The following is a 17,581-nucleotide window of genomic DNA, read 5'->3' as shown; positions in this document are numbered from 1 at the left end:
GCGGCGATCTGTCCAGGCTGTGTGGGAACGAATTCATTCACGAAAGCGGTGGATCAGTGCCAATACCTCTGAGGCACCGACCTCTTCGCGAATGAATTCGCTCCCGCAATTCGCCACCACACCATCCTGTCTGGTCAGATCGCGCCAACCGGCGCAGGCTCGTCGAGCCCCAGCGCATGCAGACGCGAGTAGTAGCCATTTTGCGCCAGCAACTGCGCGTGCGTGCCACGCTCGACGATGCGCCCACCGTCCATCACCAGAATCTGATCAGCTTTTTCAATGGTCGACAACCGGTGCGCAATCACGAGGGTCGTGCGCCCTTGCATGGCGTGATCCAGCGCAGCCTGGATATGCCGCTCGGACTCGGTGTCCAGTGCCGAGGTAGCCTCATCGAGGATCAGAACAGGAGCATTTTTGAGCAGCGCCCGGGCAATTGCCAGACGCTGACGCTGACCACCAGAAAGCAGAACGCCATTTTCCCCGACCTGAGTATCCAGACCTTGCGGTAACTGATCGATGAATTCCTTGGCGTAGGCATCAGCTGCCGCTTTCTCGATGTCCGAACGAGGCGCACCCGCCAGATCACCATAGGCAATGTTATTGGCGACAGTATCGTTGAACAGCGTAACGCTCTGCGTCACCTGAGAGATATGGCGACGAAGGTTACGCAGCTGATAATCGCTGATTTCAACGTCATCAAGCAGGATCTGCCCAATACTATGTTGGTAGAAACGCGGCAACAGACTGGCAAGCGTCGACTTGCCACTGCCCGAACGACCAACAAGCGCAACCATCTGCCCTGGCGCAACAGAGAAACTGATGTCATCCAGCACCCTACGCTCTGTACCCGGGTAGGTGAAGCTGAGGTTCCTGACCTCCAGACGCCCGCTGACCCGATCACGCTCAATGGTCCCGGTGTCAAATTCCGGCTCGACATCAAGCTGCTCGAAAATGCTTTCTGCGCCTGCGATACCTTTCTGAACCGTTGAGCTGACCTCGGACAACTGGCGAATAGGCTTGGGCAGCAAGCCAGCTGCCGTGATGTAAGCAACCAGGTCACCGGCAGTCGAATCGCCACGCAGATAAAGCACCAGAAACATCAGCACAGCCATGGCCGAATAAATGACCAGCTGCAGCATCGGCGTGTAGATCGCGCCGGTTTTCGTCATGCGCAGTTGCTTCTTGGTGTTGTCGGCGCTGGCACCCGCAAACCGGGCCTCTTCGTACCGTTCCCCGCCGAAGCTACGCACGACGCGATAGCCTTGAATAGTCTCGGAGGCCACGTGGGTCACATCGCCCATGGCTACCTGAATTTTCTTGCTTTGCTTACGGAATTTCTTGCTGGCGCTGCTGACCATCACCGCGATCACCGGCAGGATCGCCAACATGACCAGCGTCAGTTGCCAGTTCATCCACAGCAGATAGATAAACAGGAATACAACCGTAAGCCCTTCGCGAATAACCACCTTGATCGCATCAGTGGCCGCGCCCGTCACCATCGTTACGTTAAACGTGATCCGCGAAATCAGATGTCCCGAGTTGTGGGTATCGAAATAACGGTTAGGCAACACCAACAGTTTGTTGAAAAGCTCTACTCGCAGGTCATGAACCAATCCCAGAGAGACTCTCGCCAGAAAGTAGTTACCCAGATAGGAGCCCAGACCTTGCCAGGCGGCAATCAGCACAATGATCAGTGGCACAGCCTGAAGCAATTGCAGGTCGCGCAGATACGGTACATGGGGAAACAGCACCGCCTCAGGATTGCTGAGACCATCAACGAAGTACTTGAGGATGCCGGCCAGCATAGGCTGGGTCGAGGCAAACATGACAAAGCCGATGATACTGAGCAGGAATATCCCTATGTACGGACGCACATAGGACAACAAGCGCAAGTATATTTTCAGGCTTGACTGGCTGGACGATTCGGAGGATGTCATGAGAATCCGTCATGCATAAAAAGAGGCGGAATTGTATCACAAGCGCATTTTGCCAAGGCTTGCTGCGGTAAGATAGGCGGCTGTCCAAGCCCTAGGGCAAAGAAACCGGAGTATCGATGCAAGCGCTTGATCATGCACATTACCTTGCCTTGGCCGAGGGAGCTGAAGTCCTCGAGGCCGATCATTCGGGTAATAAAGTCCTGCGATTGACCGATGGATCAATGTTGAAGCTGTTTCGTCGCAAGCGACTGGTCAGCTCGGCGGCCTGGTACCCTTACGCGCGACGCTTTGCAGACAACTGCGTGATCCTCGCCGAGCGTGACATCCCCTGCCCGAAGGTACTAAGCGTATTCAGAATTGCAAAGATCCAGCGCGATGCAGTGCATTACGCCCCTCTGGAAGGGCAAACGTTACGCCAGATCATGCGGGCACCCGACAGTGGTGACGGGCTTCGCGCAGAATTGGGGCGCTTCATTGCCGAACTGCATGAAAAAGGCATCTACTTCCGGTCAGCTCATCTGGGCAACGTGATACTGACCCCGCGACGCACGCTGGGCCTGATCGACATAGCAGATATGAAAACCTTTCGCGGCCCCCTCCGTAAAAGCCTGCGTCTGCGTAACTTCAAGCACATGCTGCGTTACAGCGAAGACCGCAAGTGGTTGCTCGGTCAGAACAATCAGGCCTTCTTCAACGGCTATCTGGCCGCCCAAAGTCTTTGCACGGCAAAAGAGCTGACTCAGGCAATGAGCTGACCGCGGCATTGCAATAGACCAGACATTAAAAAATGGCCCCCAAGGGCCATTTTTTGTATTCGTTACAGCGGTTTCAGCCTGCGTTCCCGCACGATCCGGGCATAGACCATGACGGCGGGAAACAGCACCAACACCCAGAGTTCATCGGGGTTGCCTATCAGCTTGCTGCCATCAAAGTTGAGCATGACCAGTGCACTCGCCAGAAAGACGCCCCACGCGCTACGCATGCGCCACGCGTACCAGAGCGTCAGCGCCATTACAGCGACGAACAACAGCAGCGATAAGGCCCCAGTGTACAAACCCATCGCAACGAAGATGTTGTGAGGGTGCTGGATCGGCATGCCACCGGTGAGCGTTTGCGTGGTGTGGAAATCAATCCCGCAGCCCTTCAGCCAACCGCAATTAGCCCATTCGCCGAGCATGATCTGCAGCAGTTCGGTTCGATGGGAATCGCCCCTTTCCAACAGCAACTTCGCCCAGGCCTCGTCCTTCACCAGCCACATGAACAACGAAGCCAGCAGCGCCAGACCGATCACCGCGAGGAGGCCCTGCTTCTGATGATGGCGCATCGCATGCAAAGCCCACAGACCGCCCAGAAACGCTGCGCCGACCAGGGCAGTGCGGGTCTGCACAACAAAAGACACAATGAACAACGACAGAACGACTGCAGCCGCCGCTTCCACCCAGCGCCTTTGTTTCTGCAAGACCGGCAATACCAGCCCCAGTGCACAGAACAGCCAGATGCTGGCGTAGATAACGTTGTCCATACGTGCAGGAAGTATGTCTACACGATGGCCAATCTGGAACTTACCTGTCATCCAGCCGTAGATTCCCGACAGCAGGATGTACAGCAAAACGACCCAGAACTGGCTACGCGCAAACAAGCCACTGTTGAAAAAGTCGACATTGACCAACCCTGCCAGTACAAAAACAAACAAGGCGACGTAGGCGATGTGCTTGTAAAACTGGAAGTCCCCTGCATAAACAGCAGGTACCAGAAAGCAAAGAATGAATGCCAGCCAGAGCCAGCCAAGGCGATCAGCAAACAGGCCAGCACCACGATTGATAATCAGAAAAACCAGACCTGGAAGAGCAATCAGCGCATAGAACAGGTTGTTGGTGAACTTGGCTGAGTCCCAAAAAATGAAGCTCAGTAGAAAGAGGACCAGCGTACCGCTGAAATAAGCCGCGACTTTAGGGTTTATCCCGAATTGTTCAGACAACATTACTGATTACCCAACCTATGAGCAGACCCAAAACAAGTGTTGCCACCAACTTTATGCGATCACGGCGCTTACGCCGCTTTTTGTCCACACGCTCTTGAGGTACTTCGACGTGATTTCCGAAACCGGTATGCAGCACGGCATCATTTTCCAGAATCAACGCGTAACGGTTTTCCGCCGCATAAAGTCCTGACAGCTTTTTCTCGCCACCATGAGAGGCGTAAGGGGCATGCACTTTATAATCGGCCAGACGACGCAGCCCAGGGTTGAAAGAGAACCCCTGCCACTCAGGCTTGTGCGAGCCCAACTTGTAGAACGGGATACCCTGAACGACTTCACGCTCGTTGAGGTACACGTAGGGGCTGTGAACCTGCAAGTCATGATTGAAACTGCGGAGCCAGACCTGCAGCGCCTGCGGGTCGTTTTCAAGCAAGGTCATTGATTCTTCGATGAAGCAAGGACGATAGAAATCCCAGTCATCCTCGCAATGGAACACCCAGGATGTCTCGATCAGCTCATAGGCTGCATCCACCGAGCGCATCTGGCCAAGCTTGGGATTGTTGATAATAAAACGGGTGAAGGGGCGCCAGTGCTCGGGGATACAGCGTTCAACCTGGGCATCGCCCGAGTCTTCGGTAATCAGAACATGACGTATTGGCGCAGTATTGAAGCGATCAAATGTCTCAAGCGTCTGCTTCAACAAATCAAACCGGCCACAACTGGTCACCACCAGTGTGATATCACTGCTTTCGCTGAACACCATCATTTTTACTCAATCATTGAAATTTTCAAAAGGCGATCACACCCCCACTCTGGACCTCAACCGGTCCCACCAGCTCATGGCTGGCATAGAACGCAATGGCGGACGCATTTCTTCAACAATGGCCTTCCCTAGCGCGTGGAATGTAAAGCGTTGTTCAACCAATGTCTGCCCATTGCGCGAAATTTCATCCGCAAGCGCGGGGTTGCCCCTTAGTTGTCGCAGTTTTTCCTGAAGTTGTGGGATGTCGCTGTAAAACACAATGTTGTGCATGTCGACGAAGCCCAGCGCGCGATTCTCTTCAGCGCCTTGATCGTAGGCGAGCAACACACAACCGCAGGCCATGGCCTCGAAGTTCTTGATCATGTATTCGCCCATACCCACATCGGCACTGACGAAAAAGCGAATCCGGTTAAGGGTTTCGCAATACTCTTCGCCTGACTTGGTACGGGTCACTACCAGCTTTTCCACACGCCCCAGTTCGTCCAGCAACGCCTTGCGGCCACTGTAAGCCACACTGTTGGTGCTGCCGACAAAGGCCAGTTCGATATCGCGCTCGCGATCACGCCACTGGAGCAGGGTCTGGTCATAACCTTTGGGGACAAACACCGCATCAAAACCTTCATCGCGCAGGCGTTGAGCAACCTTGAAACCAGAGCTCATGACCCTGACCCAAGGCAACTTCCGATAGTGAGCGCTGAACTTGCCTGTGTACTTGCAGGCGATGTAATTCTGATAAGCGTCGTGCTCGAGGATCACCAGATTAGGGATCGTGCGAATAAAGCCGACCTGGCGGATCTCATGTTTGAAACGCAGAAAGAACACAATACGATCGTATTGAGTGACGTCCACTTCGCGACGAAAATAACTGCGCAGATTGCGTTGTTCCCCGGAAGTCAGCCAGCGAATATCGCATTCGCAATGGGCGGCGATTCCTTCATACAGACGATCCAGAATGGCTCGTTGCTCTTTCTGAACCAGAAGTAAAACTTTCATTTTTGTCCTTGCAGTGCCGCAGGCTACTGATCAGAGGTCTCTGCGCCAGAACAGCTCATGTCGGCGAACGGCTTTTCTAAAGAATTCGTTTTCGCCCTCGGCCGGCCAGCGTCTTCCTGCCAACACGCTTTGCAACCAGCGACGCACACGCCTTTTGAGCGGCATCGGAGGTTGCAGGTCGTGCATCATGCCCAGCGCCATGGCTTTGTCACGTTGCTGATCAACCGACAGTTCAAGGCTGTAGGGGAGCATTCGCAAGTCGGCATCGAAGACGGGCGGCAAACTGACACCATTATAAGCATTGCCCATCGGCCAGCGATCGTTGTCATGCAGATGATTGGCATACCCCAGAATCACTTCGGGCTGCCACTCAAGACCTTCAAGCGCTTCAAGAACTGCGGCCTGGGCGCAGATATGATCCGGATGAGGATCAATGGCCGGGTGAGGCATCACCAGCACCTGCGGCCGAGCCTGCAAAAGCAGCGCGCGCATATCGGCCAGCAGGTTGTTCCAGGTTGGCGCGCCATCGGCATCGCCGGGCAACTTCATGGCGTTGAACTGACGAAATATCCGTGTATCAGCGAGCTCGGCTTCACGGGAAGCAATGGGCTGATCCGGCGCAGCCTGCATCGCAGGCAACTGCAAACAGAAATAACCGAGCTGCACACACTGACTCTCGGGGACCCCGCCCCACCGAGGGACAGCAATACTGTCCCAGGCCCGAAGTCGCCCCTTGATGCGCGAGGCCTCGGCCTTGCCCATTCCCATTTGCTGGTAGTGTTCGGCTTCGATTTCGCCCGCCGTCAGCGTAACAATCCAGGTGTCGGCCGCTTGGCTGTACAAACCAAACGCCGCCAGCTCGGCGTCGTCAGCATGAGGTGCAATGACCATGACCCGCTGCTGACGAGCATCTGGCTGACGGAACACCCACAGACGCGGCTGCCCTCTTACAGTGGCGAACCGACCTCTCATGCGCAATGAGCCATCGACCAGCGCTTTGCCAAGTCCGGTCAGATTGAGGTAGCGCAGACCGCTAACGCCTCGCTCGAAAGCCTGACTGTCAGCCACACCTGCCCCGACCAGTTCAATAAGGGGATCAAAAAAACGCCCCAGCCAGGAGCTTCTGACATCAAGAGCCAGAATGAGCGTTTCATCACCGCTCAGATCCAAAGGCGCTTGCAAGATCAGCCTGCCGCCCTGAAGCGTGATACCCATTACCTCCGCCTCAGGCGGAAAGTTGTACAGGTAATCTTCTTTCGGGGAGTAAAACAGATGATCGGCAAACCAGGCTTCGTGGGCGATCCAGCCTATAACAGCCAGGAGCAGTGGCAACCACCAGGCAACCAGAACACCCACGACAATCAATAAAAGCAGCCCGATCAGCAGCGCCATACGCTTGTTACGGCGATGGCGCTTGAGCAAGGCCTGCTTGCGGCTCAAATCTGGAACACCGGCACGGGGTTGCACCAACGATCCTTATACTCGCGGTCTGCACGCCCGAATGAAAAGCGTAAAGGCTTGCCCAAATGACGGGCGTCTTCCCAGGCACTTTGCGTGTTGAGAAAGCTCAGTACGCTGCCAGGACTGAAATCACGGGTCTCGGGGTCGACGCCACCGTTGATGTACTCAACGCTGATCCACTCTGGCGCCTCCACGCGATACACCAGTTGAATGGCAATCGGCGCGTCGTTGAGAAATACCACGGAGCCGATCAACAGCTCGCGCAGCAACTCGATTACCTCGGCCATGCGCTCGGCACCGGTAGCAGGAAAGCCCCAACGGCGCTGGAACAGGTCGCAATACATGCGCGCCAGTTCAGCGCTGGTGAAGTCCGTCACGGGGCGCACGATACCGCCAGCCTCTTCAAGCAGACGCAGTTCACGACGCTGGTTGTAGCGAAACTTCTTCGAAAGCTCCTCTGGCGTGCGGGCCATGGCCAGAGATTCGGCCTGAGGCTTGAGGGTACTGATGCGCCCTTCATTGAGCGCTGAAAAATAGCGTCCACGATGACGAACAGGCACCTGAACGTCTGCGGCAATGGGCAATATCAATTCAGCGTTGCCCAGGTCAAACAGCCCTTTCTTGCCATGGCTTTTCAGCACGTCCTTGGACAAGGCCAGCGAACGACCCCACGCAGGGATTGCAGCCTTGATCTCCCCGTCCTGCTCCCAGCCAAGATAACGCACCGGAATTTGCGCGAGACCGGCAAGGCGCTCGACCACCAGTGGATGAGTGGCCACGCTACCGCCATAACGACCCCATGCACGCTGGTAGTCAGCGGCATCTATCGAGGTCCAGCCACGCTCGCGCCAGCCTTGAAATCTATTGAGCATCAAGACTCCGCAACCAGACTGGTGACCTGGGGCAGACGCCAGAAAACGTCCCGTACGGCCTGATCAGAAAAGCGCTCGCGTAAACGCAACAACATCAGTTCTGCACATTCGCGACGCTGCCCGACATCAAGGCCGGCCAAATGAATCAGCCCGTGAGCAAGACGTTCGGTGTCGCCCAGGGGGAACAGCACGCCCACACCTTCAACCACTTCCTTCGCTCCGCCGCAGGAAGTCGCCAACAAAGGCACACCTGCGACCATGGCTTCGAGCAGCACCATGCCGAACGGCTCGTGATCAGAACTCAGAGCAAAAACATCGAACGCTTTGTAGTAGAGACTGGCCTGTGGCACCTGACCCAGAAACAGAACCTGTGAGCCGATACCTAACTCGAGCGCCAGCGCCTTGAGTTTGTGCTCAAGCGACCCCTTACCCAGAATCACCAGTTGGCTATTCTGCGGCAAGCCTGGCAAAGCTTTGGCAAAACCACGCAGTAAACTCGCTTGATCCTTGTCCGGATGCAGCCGCCCGACATTGCCGACGATCCATGCCGATGCAGACAAACCCAGCTCGGCACGCGCCTGATCGGGGGAAAACTGGCTGGCTTGCAGGTGATCGATATCGACGCGGTTGTAAAGGGTTTGAATACGGCCCGTCGGCCACTTGGGCAGACTCTTGCGTATGTCATCACGGACCGCATCAGACACACCCAGCAGGCTCAAGCGCCTGCGAAACAGGTGAGCGAAGAGTTTGCGACCGCGACGTCGATAGTCAGCAAATGCGTGGTGCACGCCAATGACCGGCAATCGCGTCGCCAACATTGCGATGTACACCGGCTTGAAGCGGTGCGCGATACAGAAGCTGAAATTGCGCGAAGCAACGATTTTGCGCAGATCACGGATGGCCCCCAGCTTCAGGCCGCGAATGGCCGACGAGGTGTACTCCATGAACAACACTTCATCGGATGCACAACCGGCAGCAACCTCGGAATCAGCTGCACCGGTCAGGAATACCGTAGTAACGCGATATCCCTTGCCTACGAACAGACTTGCATATTGCCGCGCACAGTCCAGAAACGGACCGTCATAACCGTGACAAAACTGCAGCACATGGCGCTCAGCCGAGCGTGTCATAGGTTTCCACGCCGTCTTTGACCACCAGAATGTCTTCCATGATCAGGTATTCAAGATCCGAGCCGAAGAACATGTTCAAGGCATCGGTAGGCGAGCAGATCATCGGTTCACCGCGACGGTTAAGCGAGGTGTTCAGCGACACGCCATTACCGGTGAGGTTTTCCAGCGCCTTCATCATGTCGTAGTAACGCGGGTTGTATTCGCGCTTCAGGACCTGGGCACGTGAAGTCCCGTCTTCGTGGACGACTTCCGGCACGCGGGTCTTCCACTCTTCAGCCACTTCAAAAGTGAAGGTCATGAACGGCGCCGGGTGATCGATCTTGATCATCTGTGGCGCAACGGTGTCGAGCATCGACGGGCAGAAAGGCCTCCAGCGCTCACGGAACTTGATCTGATGGTTGATGCGATCGGCAACGCCAGCAACGCTCGGGCAGCCGATGATCGAACGCCCACCCAATGCGCGCGGGCCAAACTCCATACGCCCCTGGAACCAGGCCACTGGGTTGCCCGCGACCATGATCTGCGCGATGCGCTCTGGAGTGTTTTCGATCTGACGCCAGACCGGCTTGCTCGGGTGGCGAGCGCAGGCCGCGATCACATCTTCGTTGGTGTAAGACGGACCGAGGTAGACGTGTTCCATCTTCTCGACCGGCACACCACGGGCGTGGGAAACATAAGCCGCCGCACCCACCGCAGTGCCCGCATCACCCGAAGCTGGCTGCACGAACAGCTCTTTGACTTCCGGGCGGGCAATGATTTTCTGGTTCAGCTTGACGTTCAGCGCACAGCCGCCTGCAAACGCGATCTTGCCGGTTTCCTTGAGGATGTCACCCAGATAGTGATCCATCATCTGCAACGCCAGCTTCTCGAACAGCGCCTGCATGCTCGCGGCGTAGTGGATGTAAGGCTCGTCAGCAATGTCGCCTTCGCGCTTCGGCCCCAGCCACTCGATCAGCTTCGGCGAGAAGTAGAAACCCTTGCCCTTCTCTTTATAACGACGCAGGCCAATGACGTTGGCCAGCTCGGTGTTGATCACCAGTTCGCCGTTTTCGAAAGTCGCCAGACGCGAGAAATCGTATTTGCTGGCATCGCCATACGGCGCCATGCCCATCACCTTGAATTCGCCGTCGAGCATCTCGAAGCCGAGGAATTCAGTGATCGCGCCATACAGGCCGCCCAGGGAGTCCGGGTCGAAGAACTCCTTGATCTTGTGGATCTTGCCGTTCTCGCCATAGCCAAAGAACGTGGTGGCGTACTCACCCTTGCCATCAATACCGAGGATCGCGGTTTTCTCTTTGAAACCGGAGCAATGATAAGCGCTGGAGGCGTGAGCCAGGTGGTGCTCAACCGGCTCGATCTTGATCTTCTTCGGATCGAAGCCCAATTGCTCAAGGCACCAGACGATCTTGTTGCGATAGCGCTTGTAGCGACGGTTGCCCATCAGCAATGCGTCAAGCGCACGGTCCGGGGCATACCAGTAGCGTTTGGCGTAGTGCCAGCGTGCTTTACCGAACAAGCTGATCGGCGCAAACGGAATCGCCACCACATCGACATCAGATGGCTTGATGCCCGCCTGCTCAAGGCAGAACTTCGCCGACTCGTAGGGCATGCGGTTCTTTGCATGTTTATCGCGAACGAAGCGCTCTTCTTCAGCCGCTGCCACCAGCTTGCCGTCGATGTACAGCGCCGCGGAAGGATCATGGCTAAGGGCGCCGGACAGGCCAAGAATCGTCAATGCCACTGGGGTCTAGCCTCTTTAGTCTGCATGCAGGCGGCACGCGCCTGAGAAAAATATGTGCCCTCGCAGCGGGGCGAGGAACAGCTAAAGGGCGGGATTATAGCGTAATGACAAAGGGATTTGCTTGCCCCGAGTAAAACCGGGGCAAGCCACGGCCTGGTTAGCAGAAGTATGAATCTACGACACTTCACGTAGGGCCTTTCCCAAAGTGCTTTGTGTGCATTGAGCGCCCGCCGCTCATCAGCCACTCTCCCGCCCTCGCTCAGGGTCGGGCTTGAGATTACACGCTCCGCCATCTGGATCCTGGCCTCTACTCGCCAGCCCAAGGCAAGGAGCCTGCATGACAAACCCTCTCATTACACCGCGCGGCCACATGGCAAATCTGGTCGCCAGGGCCAACCCCGCCGAGGCACCCGATGCTGGCGGGTTTTGTCCGCTGATGAGTCAGACCTTACAACTGTTGCCGGTGCGTTATGGCCTCGTGGAAGACCTCGACCCGTCCATCGAGATCGCCATGCCTTACAAGTTGCAGGCTTTGCCTTTGGGGTTTCGTCTGTTGCGGGACGGCTATCTGTACATCATCGACAGCGCCACTGGCCTGTTACATGAGTATCAGATAACGAATGGCTCCGTGACTGCGCTGTTGTTCAAGGGCGATCACGTCATCAAGGATCTTCGCGCTGACGTGATCGAAGCTGATCCAGCGCTGACGTTTTCTCGCAGCAGCGTTCTGCACGTGACCTTTTCCGAGGTCCAGTGGACAGCGTTCAAATGCGCACAAGTGATGAAGGTTTCCACCGAGCGCGAGTACTTCATGCAGCGCGTCAGTTTCGAAAATATTCAGCGCGGCGATGCCCGGGACCTGTTCGACGACCGAAAAATGGCCGTGTGGCTGGCGGAAAGCAGCGGCAGTTGGGCGGACAGACCGGACGACACTTCGACGAAGATTCCCTACGCCTGGGAACACACCCCGCTGTATCGCCAGACCATTCTTGAAGAGTTCACCAGCCAGATCACCACGGCCCACAAACGCGATTTCCTGTTTCTGGCCGTTCGGGATGACGTCGGCGTGATGCGTGATTTGGCGCAGTATCAGGATCAGGTGGTCGGCCAGATAGATGCCTGGGCGAAAAGCGGAACCGAGGAAGGTCAGGTTGAGCGGGACTATTTACTGGGCTGCTACATCGAATCGCTCACTCAGATCAGCGCCGCAGGTCTCAGCGAGCGGGCCGAAGCTGATCCGGCGCTCCAGGCGCTTTTGGATGATCTCGAATTACTGGCAGAACCCGAGCGCAGTGATACGCGTAAAACCCTGCTGGAAGTGATGACTGAGGACAACAGCAAGCATCCCGCGCCACGCGTGGAAGACCCGGGGTTACCCGCAGCCCTGAAAGCCAGACTCGAACTGATACCGCCCAGCACTGATCCGGCGAACATGTATGCCGGGCATGGAACCCGGCTGCAAGCCCTTCAGCAGTATTACCTTGAGCAACGCTTCACTGACACCAGTTCCGCATTTATTGCCCGACATCGCCAGCCTCTCTGGCGACTCTATCGCCAGCTGGACAAGCGCACGAAGGAACTGCTCCATGGCGCAAAATTCGGTCAACGCGGCATCAACGACCTTATCGATCGTCCACGCATGGATGCCTTCCTCAAGAAGCAACGCGAAGTCCTGCAGCCACTCAACGAGCTACTGGAAAAGATCACCCAGGATCGCATTAATCTGCTGCTAAAAAACCGCCTGCATCGAGCGATCTGGTATTACGACATCGAAGACAGCGAGCAGGTTGATCACGCCCTGCTCACCGAATACGCCTGCCTGAAAGACATCTGCCGCAGCGACTACGCTCTCGACAAGGTACTCGTCTGGCTCAACCTCAACCCGGCCATGTCCCGCCCACTGTTCTATGCCGCGCCCCTGAGCGCGCAAACAGAACTGGGCGTGCAGTTTGCCTACTTCGTCAACGCTGGGTGGATGCTGATTAAGGAAGCCCCCAACTCGCTGGAGCGACTCCAGCAATGGGGTGCCGGGATTTTACTAAACACCCGCCGATTGTCGGCGAGCAGCCAAGTCAACATCGCTGCCGCCTGGGGCACACTCGCCCCGGCGCTGCACATGGGCATCCAGCAAGCCTTGCAGGTATTTTTGCAACAGATGGACAAAGGCCAGTTGCCCGACATGGAAGCCCTGTTTCGCAGCCTGCCCAAGGCTACGGGCGTCACCATCCTCGACGCAGCACGACGAGAGAACGTCGCCTTCCAGATCGCCAGCGCCGAAGATCTGAAGGCATTGGGCGAGACCGTTAAAGCGGTACAAAAAGAGCGCAAATACCTGCGCTATCTGAACAACGAAGCACAACAATCCCGAGCCAGACATGCTCTCTGGCACACCAGCACCGCTGCCGAGAACCTCAAGCTCTCCCGACAAGCCACACAGCAAAGGTTAAGCGGACTGGAAGAACAACTGGCAAAGGCCATGAGTCCGCTGGCCGACCTGCCTTCGGACACGACACATCTTCAACCGGCCTCATCGGGCAAGCCAGGGTTGGCGCTGGTGTTTCCGGCGCAGCAGCATCAAGAGATTAAAACCGTGCTGGATAACTATCGGCGCGGGGTGACGGTTGCGCCGAAGGCCGGGTTGCTGGGGGATGGGGCCGGGTTGTTGGTGTTTGTGGCGCAGGTGGTGAATTTTGTTCAGGTGAAAAAAGAAGTCGACCTGCAGTCAGATGGAGCTAAAAACTGGGCTAGCCTCTGGAGCTCGGCAACTGCGACTTCAGCAGCAGGGTTTGGCGCAGCACAGGGCATAGCGGACACAGCCCTCAGCGCACACGCCGCGGAGCTTGCAAAAAACCTGAAGAAAGCGGAACTGATGGGCGTGCATGTGCAGATGGGCAAACTTCATGTCTGGCTCGGAGGAGTCGGATATGCCGCTGGAGCAATTGCGGCTGCCATGAGCTTGAACAGCTCTCACAAGAACTGGACGGATGCTGTACGCAATGGCAACGGCGATGCACAGACCGGAGCTGCGATCAGTATGTTCGGCAACAGTGGTTTTATCGCCACTAATAGCTACGGCGTTGTCCAATCCACTCAAGCCCTCAGGCATGTGCTCGCCGCTGAGGCGGGTTCCGCAGCGCGAACTACGGCATGGGCTCTGGCAGGCACACGCCTCTCCACCGTATTTTTCCGCTTCAACGTAGCCGGAATCTTACTTACCGCGCTGGAGCTGTCTGGCAACTGGTTCTATAACCGCAACAACCTAAGCGGCCATGATCGCTGGTTGCTTAGCACGCCTTGGAGCCAGGACGCTGAACGACGTCGTTCGCTATCTCTAAGCAACTACCAAAAAGAACTGCATGGCCATATTCAGGCCCCGCGCATGGAGATTGTTCCGTCGAATGACGACCCGAGCAACCCTAAACCCAGGCTCTTTCTGCTGCATTTTCCAAAGCTTTCTGCCGATAATCTAGCGCTACCCATCGACAGCCACGCCAGCGTAGCCTTGCTCAAAATTGGCGGTTATCAGATTGTTCGGGCCCAGCATGGCCGAGACTACAACCCAGAAAAATGGACCCCTTTAAACAAGGGGCTTGAGGAAAGCTTTCAGCTTTACCAAGAGACACCTTTGATTCTGCGACTGACAAATATTAGTGGACTGCTAACTTCACCTACGCCAGGACGCTGCGACTTAATGCTGTCAATACTGCTGGGCTATCGGACACAGGAAGGCCAGTACGAAGGCCATTCATATGACGTGCGTTTTCAACTTACCGGTGAGAGCGGTGATTTTCCCGCTGTCGATATTGAGCATCAGGGGGATCAGTGTCCTCACTTCAGTATCTACCCCGCGACCATGCCGTCGGGGAAGAACTGAGATGGCAGTAATAGTCCCTGAAGTGCCTGCCCCGATCCATCACTCCCCCCACGCGGGCATGATCGAAACCTTCCCAAGTGGTCAGGTGATCTACTTGGCACCACTACCACTGCCCACTGACCTTCCCGCTCAGGATTTCGGACACGCAGTAGGAGAAGTGAACGACACCTGCATGGACTTTGGCGTCGGGCTACCCTCTGTTTTTGCATGGCAGATGGGATTAGGAGCACCGTTTTGGGCCGTATGGTGGTTTAGCTTAGTGATCCCCGGTTTTACTTGGCTGCTCACCATCGTGGACGGGGGAGGTCCAGAACGAGCTGCGACATACATCGCTGAGCTTATTCCTCAAGGTCTGGAGATCGGAGGATGGGCCGCGGCGTTTAGCTTTGGTCTTTACCTCATCATCACCTTCCACCACCTCAACAAATACCACGAAGTCATACCCACCCGCTTCAACCGTCAACGCCGCGAAGTTTGCTTCGTCCCCAACGGCCAAACAAAGCCCATCTTCGTCCCTTGGGAATCGCTATCCGCCTGGGTCGTGCAGGCCCGGAGCGTGACGCAATACGGCATGGACATCCGCTACGCCATGGGCGTCGGGTTTTATCATCCGCCTCACGATGAGCATTACAGCCTGGAGTTTTTCTGCGCCGGGTTTGATCTGGCGGTGTGCAACTGGGAAGCGATTCGGGCGTACATGGAATACGAGGTTCACACCCTCAAGGAAATCCAGGACCCGCTGGAACTGCAAAACCCCGGCGACCCGCCCCACGAAGGTCTCCACACGTTTTACAACGCACGGGAGCGGATGCGGCGTCGGCGCAAGAATCGCGAGGTTGGGTTCTTCTATCCGTTCTGGTGGTACACGTACCACGTGCTGACCCTGTGGACCTTGCCCAACTACCTCACCGAATGGGAAATCCGCCACATCAAAAGCATCGGCCGCGCTGCCATACCTGAAGCGATGCAAAACTGGTCAGAGCCGCTGCCAGAGGAGCAATGGGCCAAGCCCAGTGAGGAATTGCTAAGCCTGAGCCAGGCGGTGAAAGCCCAGCGCGAGAAACGGCCTGGTCAGAACCTTGCGTCCAGATTTGCCGAGGTCCAGCAGGCGGATCGAAATGTGGCCAAACGAGCCTAGATGAATGACGAATCTAGGCGCCACTGGTTGGCGATACATCAGATCCGCGCCATAAGAAAGACCGCCTCGCGAACAAGTTCGCTCCTATCAAACAAAATATAAATCACTGAATAAACAAGGATTTCCGTAGGACCGGCTTTAGCCGGGAGGGGGCTGGTACATTCGCACAGTATTCTTCGTCAGAAACAAAGCCCTCCCGGCTGAAGCCGGTCCTACGGCTTCTCTGTTTGTTTCGCGACAGCGTGGTGTCTGGGACACCAGGGCGGCTCTCATCAAACAACAGGCAAACCACGGGATTGAAATGCATTTTCTGTAGGAGCTGCCGAAGGCTGCGAAGCATTTCTCCTGATACACCGTGATCGCAGCCTTCGGCAGCTCCTACATGTCCTACGTTGCCGCGAGACAGCGCGGCGCCATCGACACCGGGTTGAAGCTCCTACAGGCCAACCGCCAGCCGGAATACAAACACCCTCTTTTCTATATGGCCCAAACCCTGATTTAGCGAACCAAGGACTATGACCTCTGAAACTCTAGAAGGCCCGCCGCCGATCCATCATGCACCTCATGCCGGTATGCGAGAAGCCTTCCCAACAGGCCAAGTCGTATACCTCGCGCCTTTACCACTCCCGACTGAACTACCTGCTCAGGATTACGGACACGCGGTCGGTGAAGTGAACGATACGTATCTGGACTTCGGCGTTGGGCTACCCGCAGTGTTCGCCTGGCAGGTGGGTGTAGGACTTCCCTTTTGGGCTATTTGGTGTCTTGGCTTGGCTCTGCCAGCGCTAGTTTGGTTGCTGACAGTACTGGACGGAGAAGAGGTGGAGCTCGCAACAGAGTTCGCAATACAGGTGATGTCTTATGGTTTTAAAGTCGGGAGCTTGGCCGCTGCTGGCGCCCTCACCCTCTACCTCGTCATCACCTTCAACCACCTCAACAAATACCACGAAGTCGTCCCCACCCGCTTCAACCGTCAACGCCGAGAAGTCTGCTTCGTCCCCCGTGGCCATACCGAACCTATTTTCGTGCCATGGGAATCGCTATCAGCATGGGTCGTTCAAGCGCAGTCGGTCACGCAATACGGCATGGACATCCGCTACGCCATGGGCGTCGGGTTTTATCATCCGCCTCACGATGAGCATTACAGCCTGGAGTTTTTCTGCGCCGGGTTTGATCTCGCGGTGTGCAACTGGGAGGCGATTCGGGCGTACATGGAATATGAAGTTCACAGCCTGAAGGAGATTCAGGACCCGCTTGAACTGCAAAACCCCGGCGATCCTCCCCATGAAGGACTGCATACGTTTTACTACGCACGGGAGCGGATGCGGCGTCGGCGCAAAAATCGCGAGGTTGGGTTCCTCTATCCGTTCTGGTGGTACACGTACCACGTGCTAACCCTGTGGACGTTGCCCAACTACCTCACGGAATGGGAAATCCGCCACATCAAAAGTATCGGCCGCGCAGCTATACCTGAAGCGATGCAAAGCTGGTCAGAGCCGCTGCCAGAGGAGCAATGGGCCAAGCCCAGTGAACAGTTAAAGCGCATGACCCAGGCGGTCAAAACCCTGCACGGGCAAAAGCCCAATCAAAACATTGCGGCGCGGTTTACCGAGGTACATCAGACAGCGCCCCTGTAACTCACGAGCAACGCGAGACAGCGATGGCGGTCTGTATGCCCCCCATCGCTAACCTCA

General features: G+C 56.2%; 12 protein-coding genes. 4 read left to right on the top strand and 8 right to left on the bottom strand.

The features are described from left to right. Positions 1 to 134: 134 nt before the first annotated feature. Entirely contained in the window at positions 135 to 1,937 is a 1,803-nt protein-coding gene (gene msbA, locus AO242_RS03755) for a lipid A export permease/ATP-binding protein MsbA (RefSeq protein WP_099267739.1), read from the bottom strand. Between the two features lie 116 nt (positions 1,938 to 2,053). Here msbA and AO242_RS03750 point away from each other — a divergent pair, with 116 nt between their 5' ends. Then, positions 2,054 to 2,692 carry a toluene tolerance protein gene (locus AO242_RS03750; RefSeq protein WP_099267738.1) on the top strand — a complete coding sequence of 213 codons (639 nt, stop codon included), beginning with the start codon at positions 2,054 to 2,056 and terminating at the stop codon, positions 2,690 to 2,692. A 62-nt stretch (positions 2,693 to 2,754) separates the two neighbouring features. Here AO242_RS03750 and AO242_RS03745 read toward each other — a convergent pair whose 3' ends face one another. From AO242_RS03745 to AO242_RS03715, 7 genes are read right to left on the bottom strand one after another with little or no spacing between them, the layout of a single operon-like run. Next, positions 2,755 to 3,918: a hypothetical protein gene (locus tag AO242_RS03745; protein ID WP_099267737.1), complete on the bottom strand. Its 1,164-nt coding sequence runs from the start codon at positions 3,916 to 3,918 to the stop codon at positions 2,755 to 2,757. Then, a complete protein-coding gene (locus AO242_RS03740) occupies positions 3,908 to 4,681 on the bottom strand; it encodes a hypothetical protein (protein ID WP_099267736.1) in 774 nt (257 codons plus the stop codon). Before AO242_RS03740 ends, AO242_RS03745 begins: the two co-directional genes overlap by 11 nt. 33 nt (positions 4,682 to 4,714) lie before the next feature. Then, on the bottom strand, positions 4,715 to 5,671 hold the full coding sequence (locus AO242_RS03735) for a glycosyltransferase family protein (protein WP_099267735.1): 957 nt from the start codon (positions 5,669 to 5,671) through the stop codon (positions 4,715 to 4,717). Between the two features lie 30 nt (positions 5,672 to 5,701). Beyond that, complete coding sequence (locus tag AO242_RS03730; protein WP_099267734.1) at positions 5,702 to 7,111, bottom strand: PIG-L deacetylase family protein; 1,410 nt, start codon at positions 7,109 to 7,111, stop codon at positions 5,702 to 5,704. Further along, positions 7,108 to 8,004: an antimicrobial resistance protein Mig-14 gene (locus AO242_RS03725; RefSeq protein WP_099267733.1), complete on the bottom strand. Its 897-nt coding sequence runs from the start codon at positions 8,002 to 8,004 to the stop codon at positions 7,108 to 7,110. The genes AO242_RS03730 and AO242_RS03725 overlap by 4 nt, the downstream gene beginning before the upstream one ends. Beyond that, positions 8,004 to 9,134: a glycosyltransferase gene (locus AO242_RS03720; protein ID WP_099267732.1), complete on the bottom strand. Its 1,131-nt coding sequence runs from the start codon at positions 9,132 to 9,134 to the stop codon at positions 8,004 to 8,006. Before AO242_RS03720 ends, AO242_RS03725 begins: the two co-directional genes overlap by 1 nt. Further along, positions 9,118 to 10,875, bottom strand: coding sequence for a carbamoyltransferase family protein (locus AO242_RS03715; protein ID WP_027901194.1), 1,758 nt, complete (start codon positions 10,873 to 10,875; stop codon positions 9,118 to 9,120). Before AO242_RS03715 ends, AO242_RS03720 begins: the two co-directional genes overlap by 17 nt. Positions 10,876 to 11,212: 337 nt before the next feature. Between AO242_RS03715 and AO242_RS03710 the strand changes: the two genes are divergently transcribed. The 3 genes from AO242_RS03710 to AO242_RS03700 all read left to right on the top strand — a co-directional run bounded on the left by AO242_RS03710 (position 11,213) and on the right by AO242_RS03700 (position 17,524). After that, positions 11,213 to 14,749: a toxin VasX gene (locus AO242_RS03710; protein WP_099267731.1), complete on the top strand. Its 3,537-nt coding sequence runs from the start codon at positions 11,213 to 11,215 to the stop codon at positions 14,747 to 14,749. A 1-nt stretch (position 14,750) separates the two neighbouring features. Further along, positions 14,751 to 15,887: a hypothetical protein gene (locus AO242_RS03705; protein ID WP_099267730.1), complete on the top strand. Its 1,137-nt coding sequence runs from the start codon at positions 14,751 to 14,753 to the stop codon at positions 15,885 to 15,887. A 515-nt stretch (positions 15,888 to 16,402) separates the two neighbouring features. Beyond that, on the top strand, positions 16,403 to 17,524 hold the full coding sequence (locus tag AO242_RS03700; RefSeq protein ID WP_099267729.1) for a hypothetical protein: 1,122 nt from the start codon (positions 16,403 to 16,405) through the stop codon (positions 17,522 to 17,524). Positions 17,525 to 17,581 lie beyond the last annotated feature (57 nt).

Source organism: Pseudomonas sp. ICMP 561 (assembly GCF_002699985.1).
Taxonomy (GTDB): Bacteria; Pseudomonadota; Gammaproteobacteria; order Pseudomonadales; family Pseudomonadaceae; genus Aquipseudomonas; species Aquipseudomonas quasicaspiana.
Note: the sequence above shows the minus strand (reverse complement) of the source record. Positions and strands in the feature narration are given on the sequence as shown.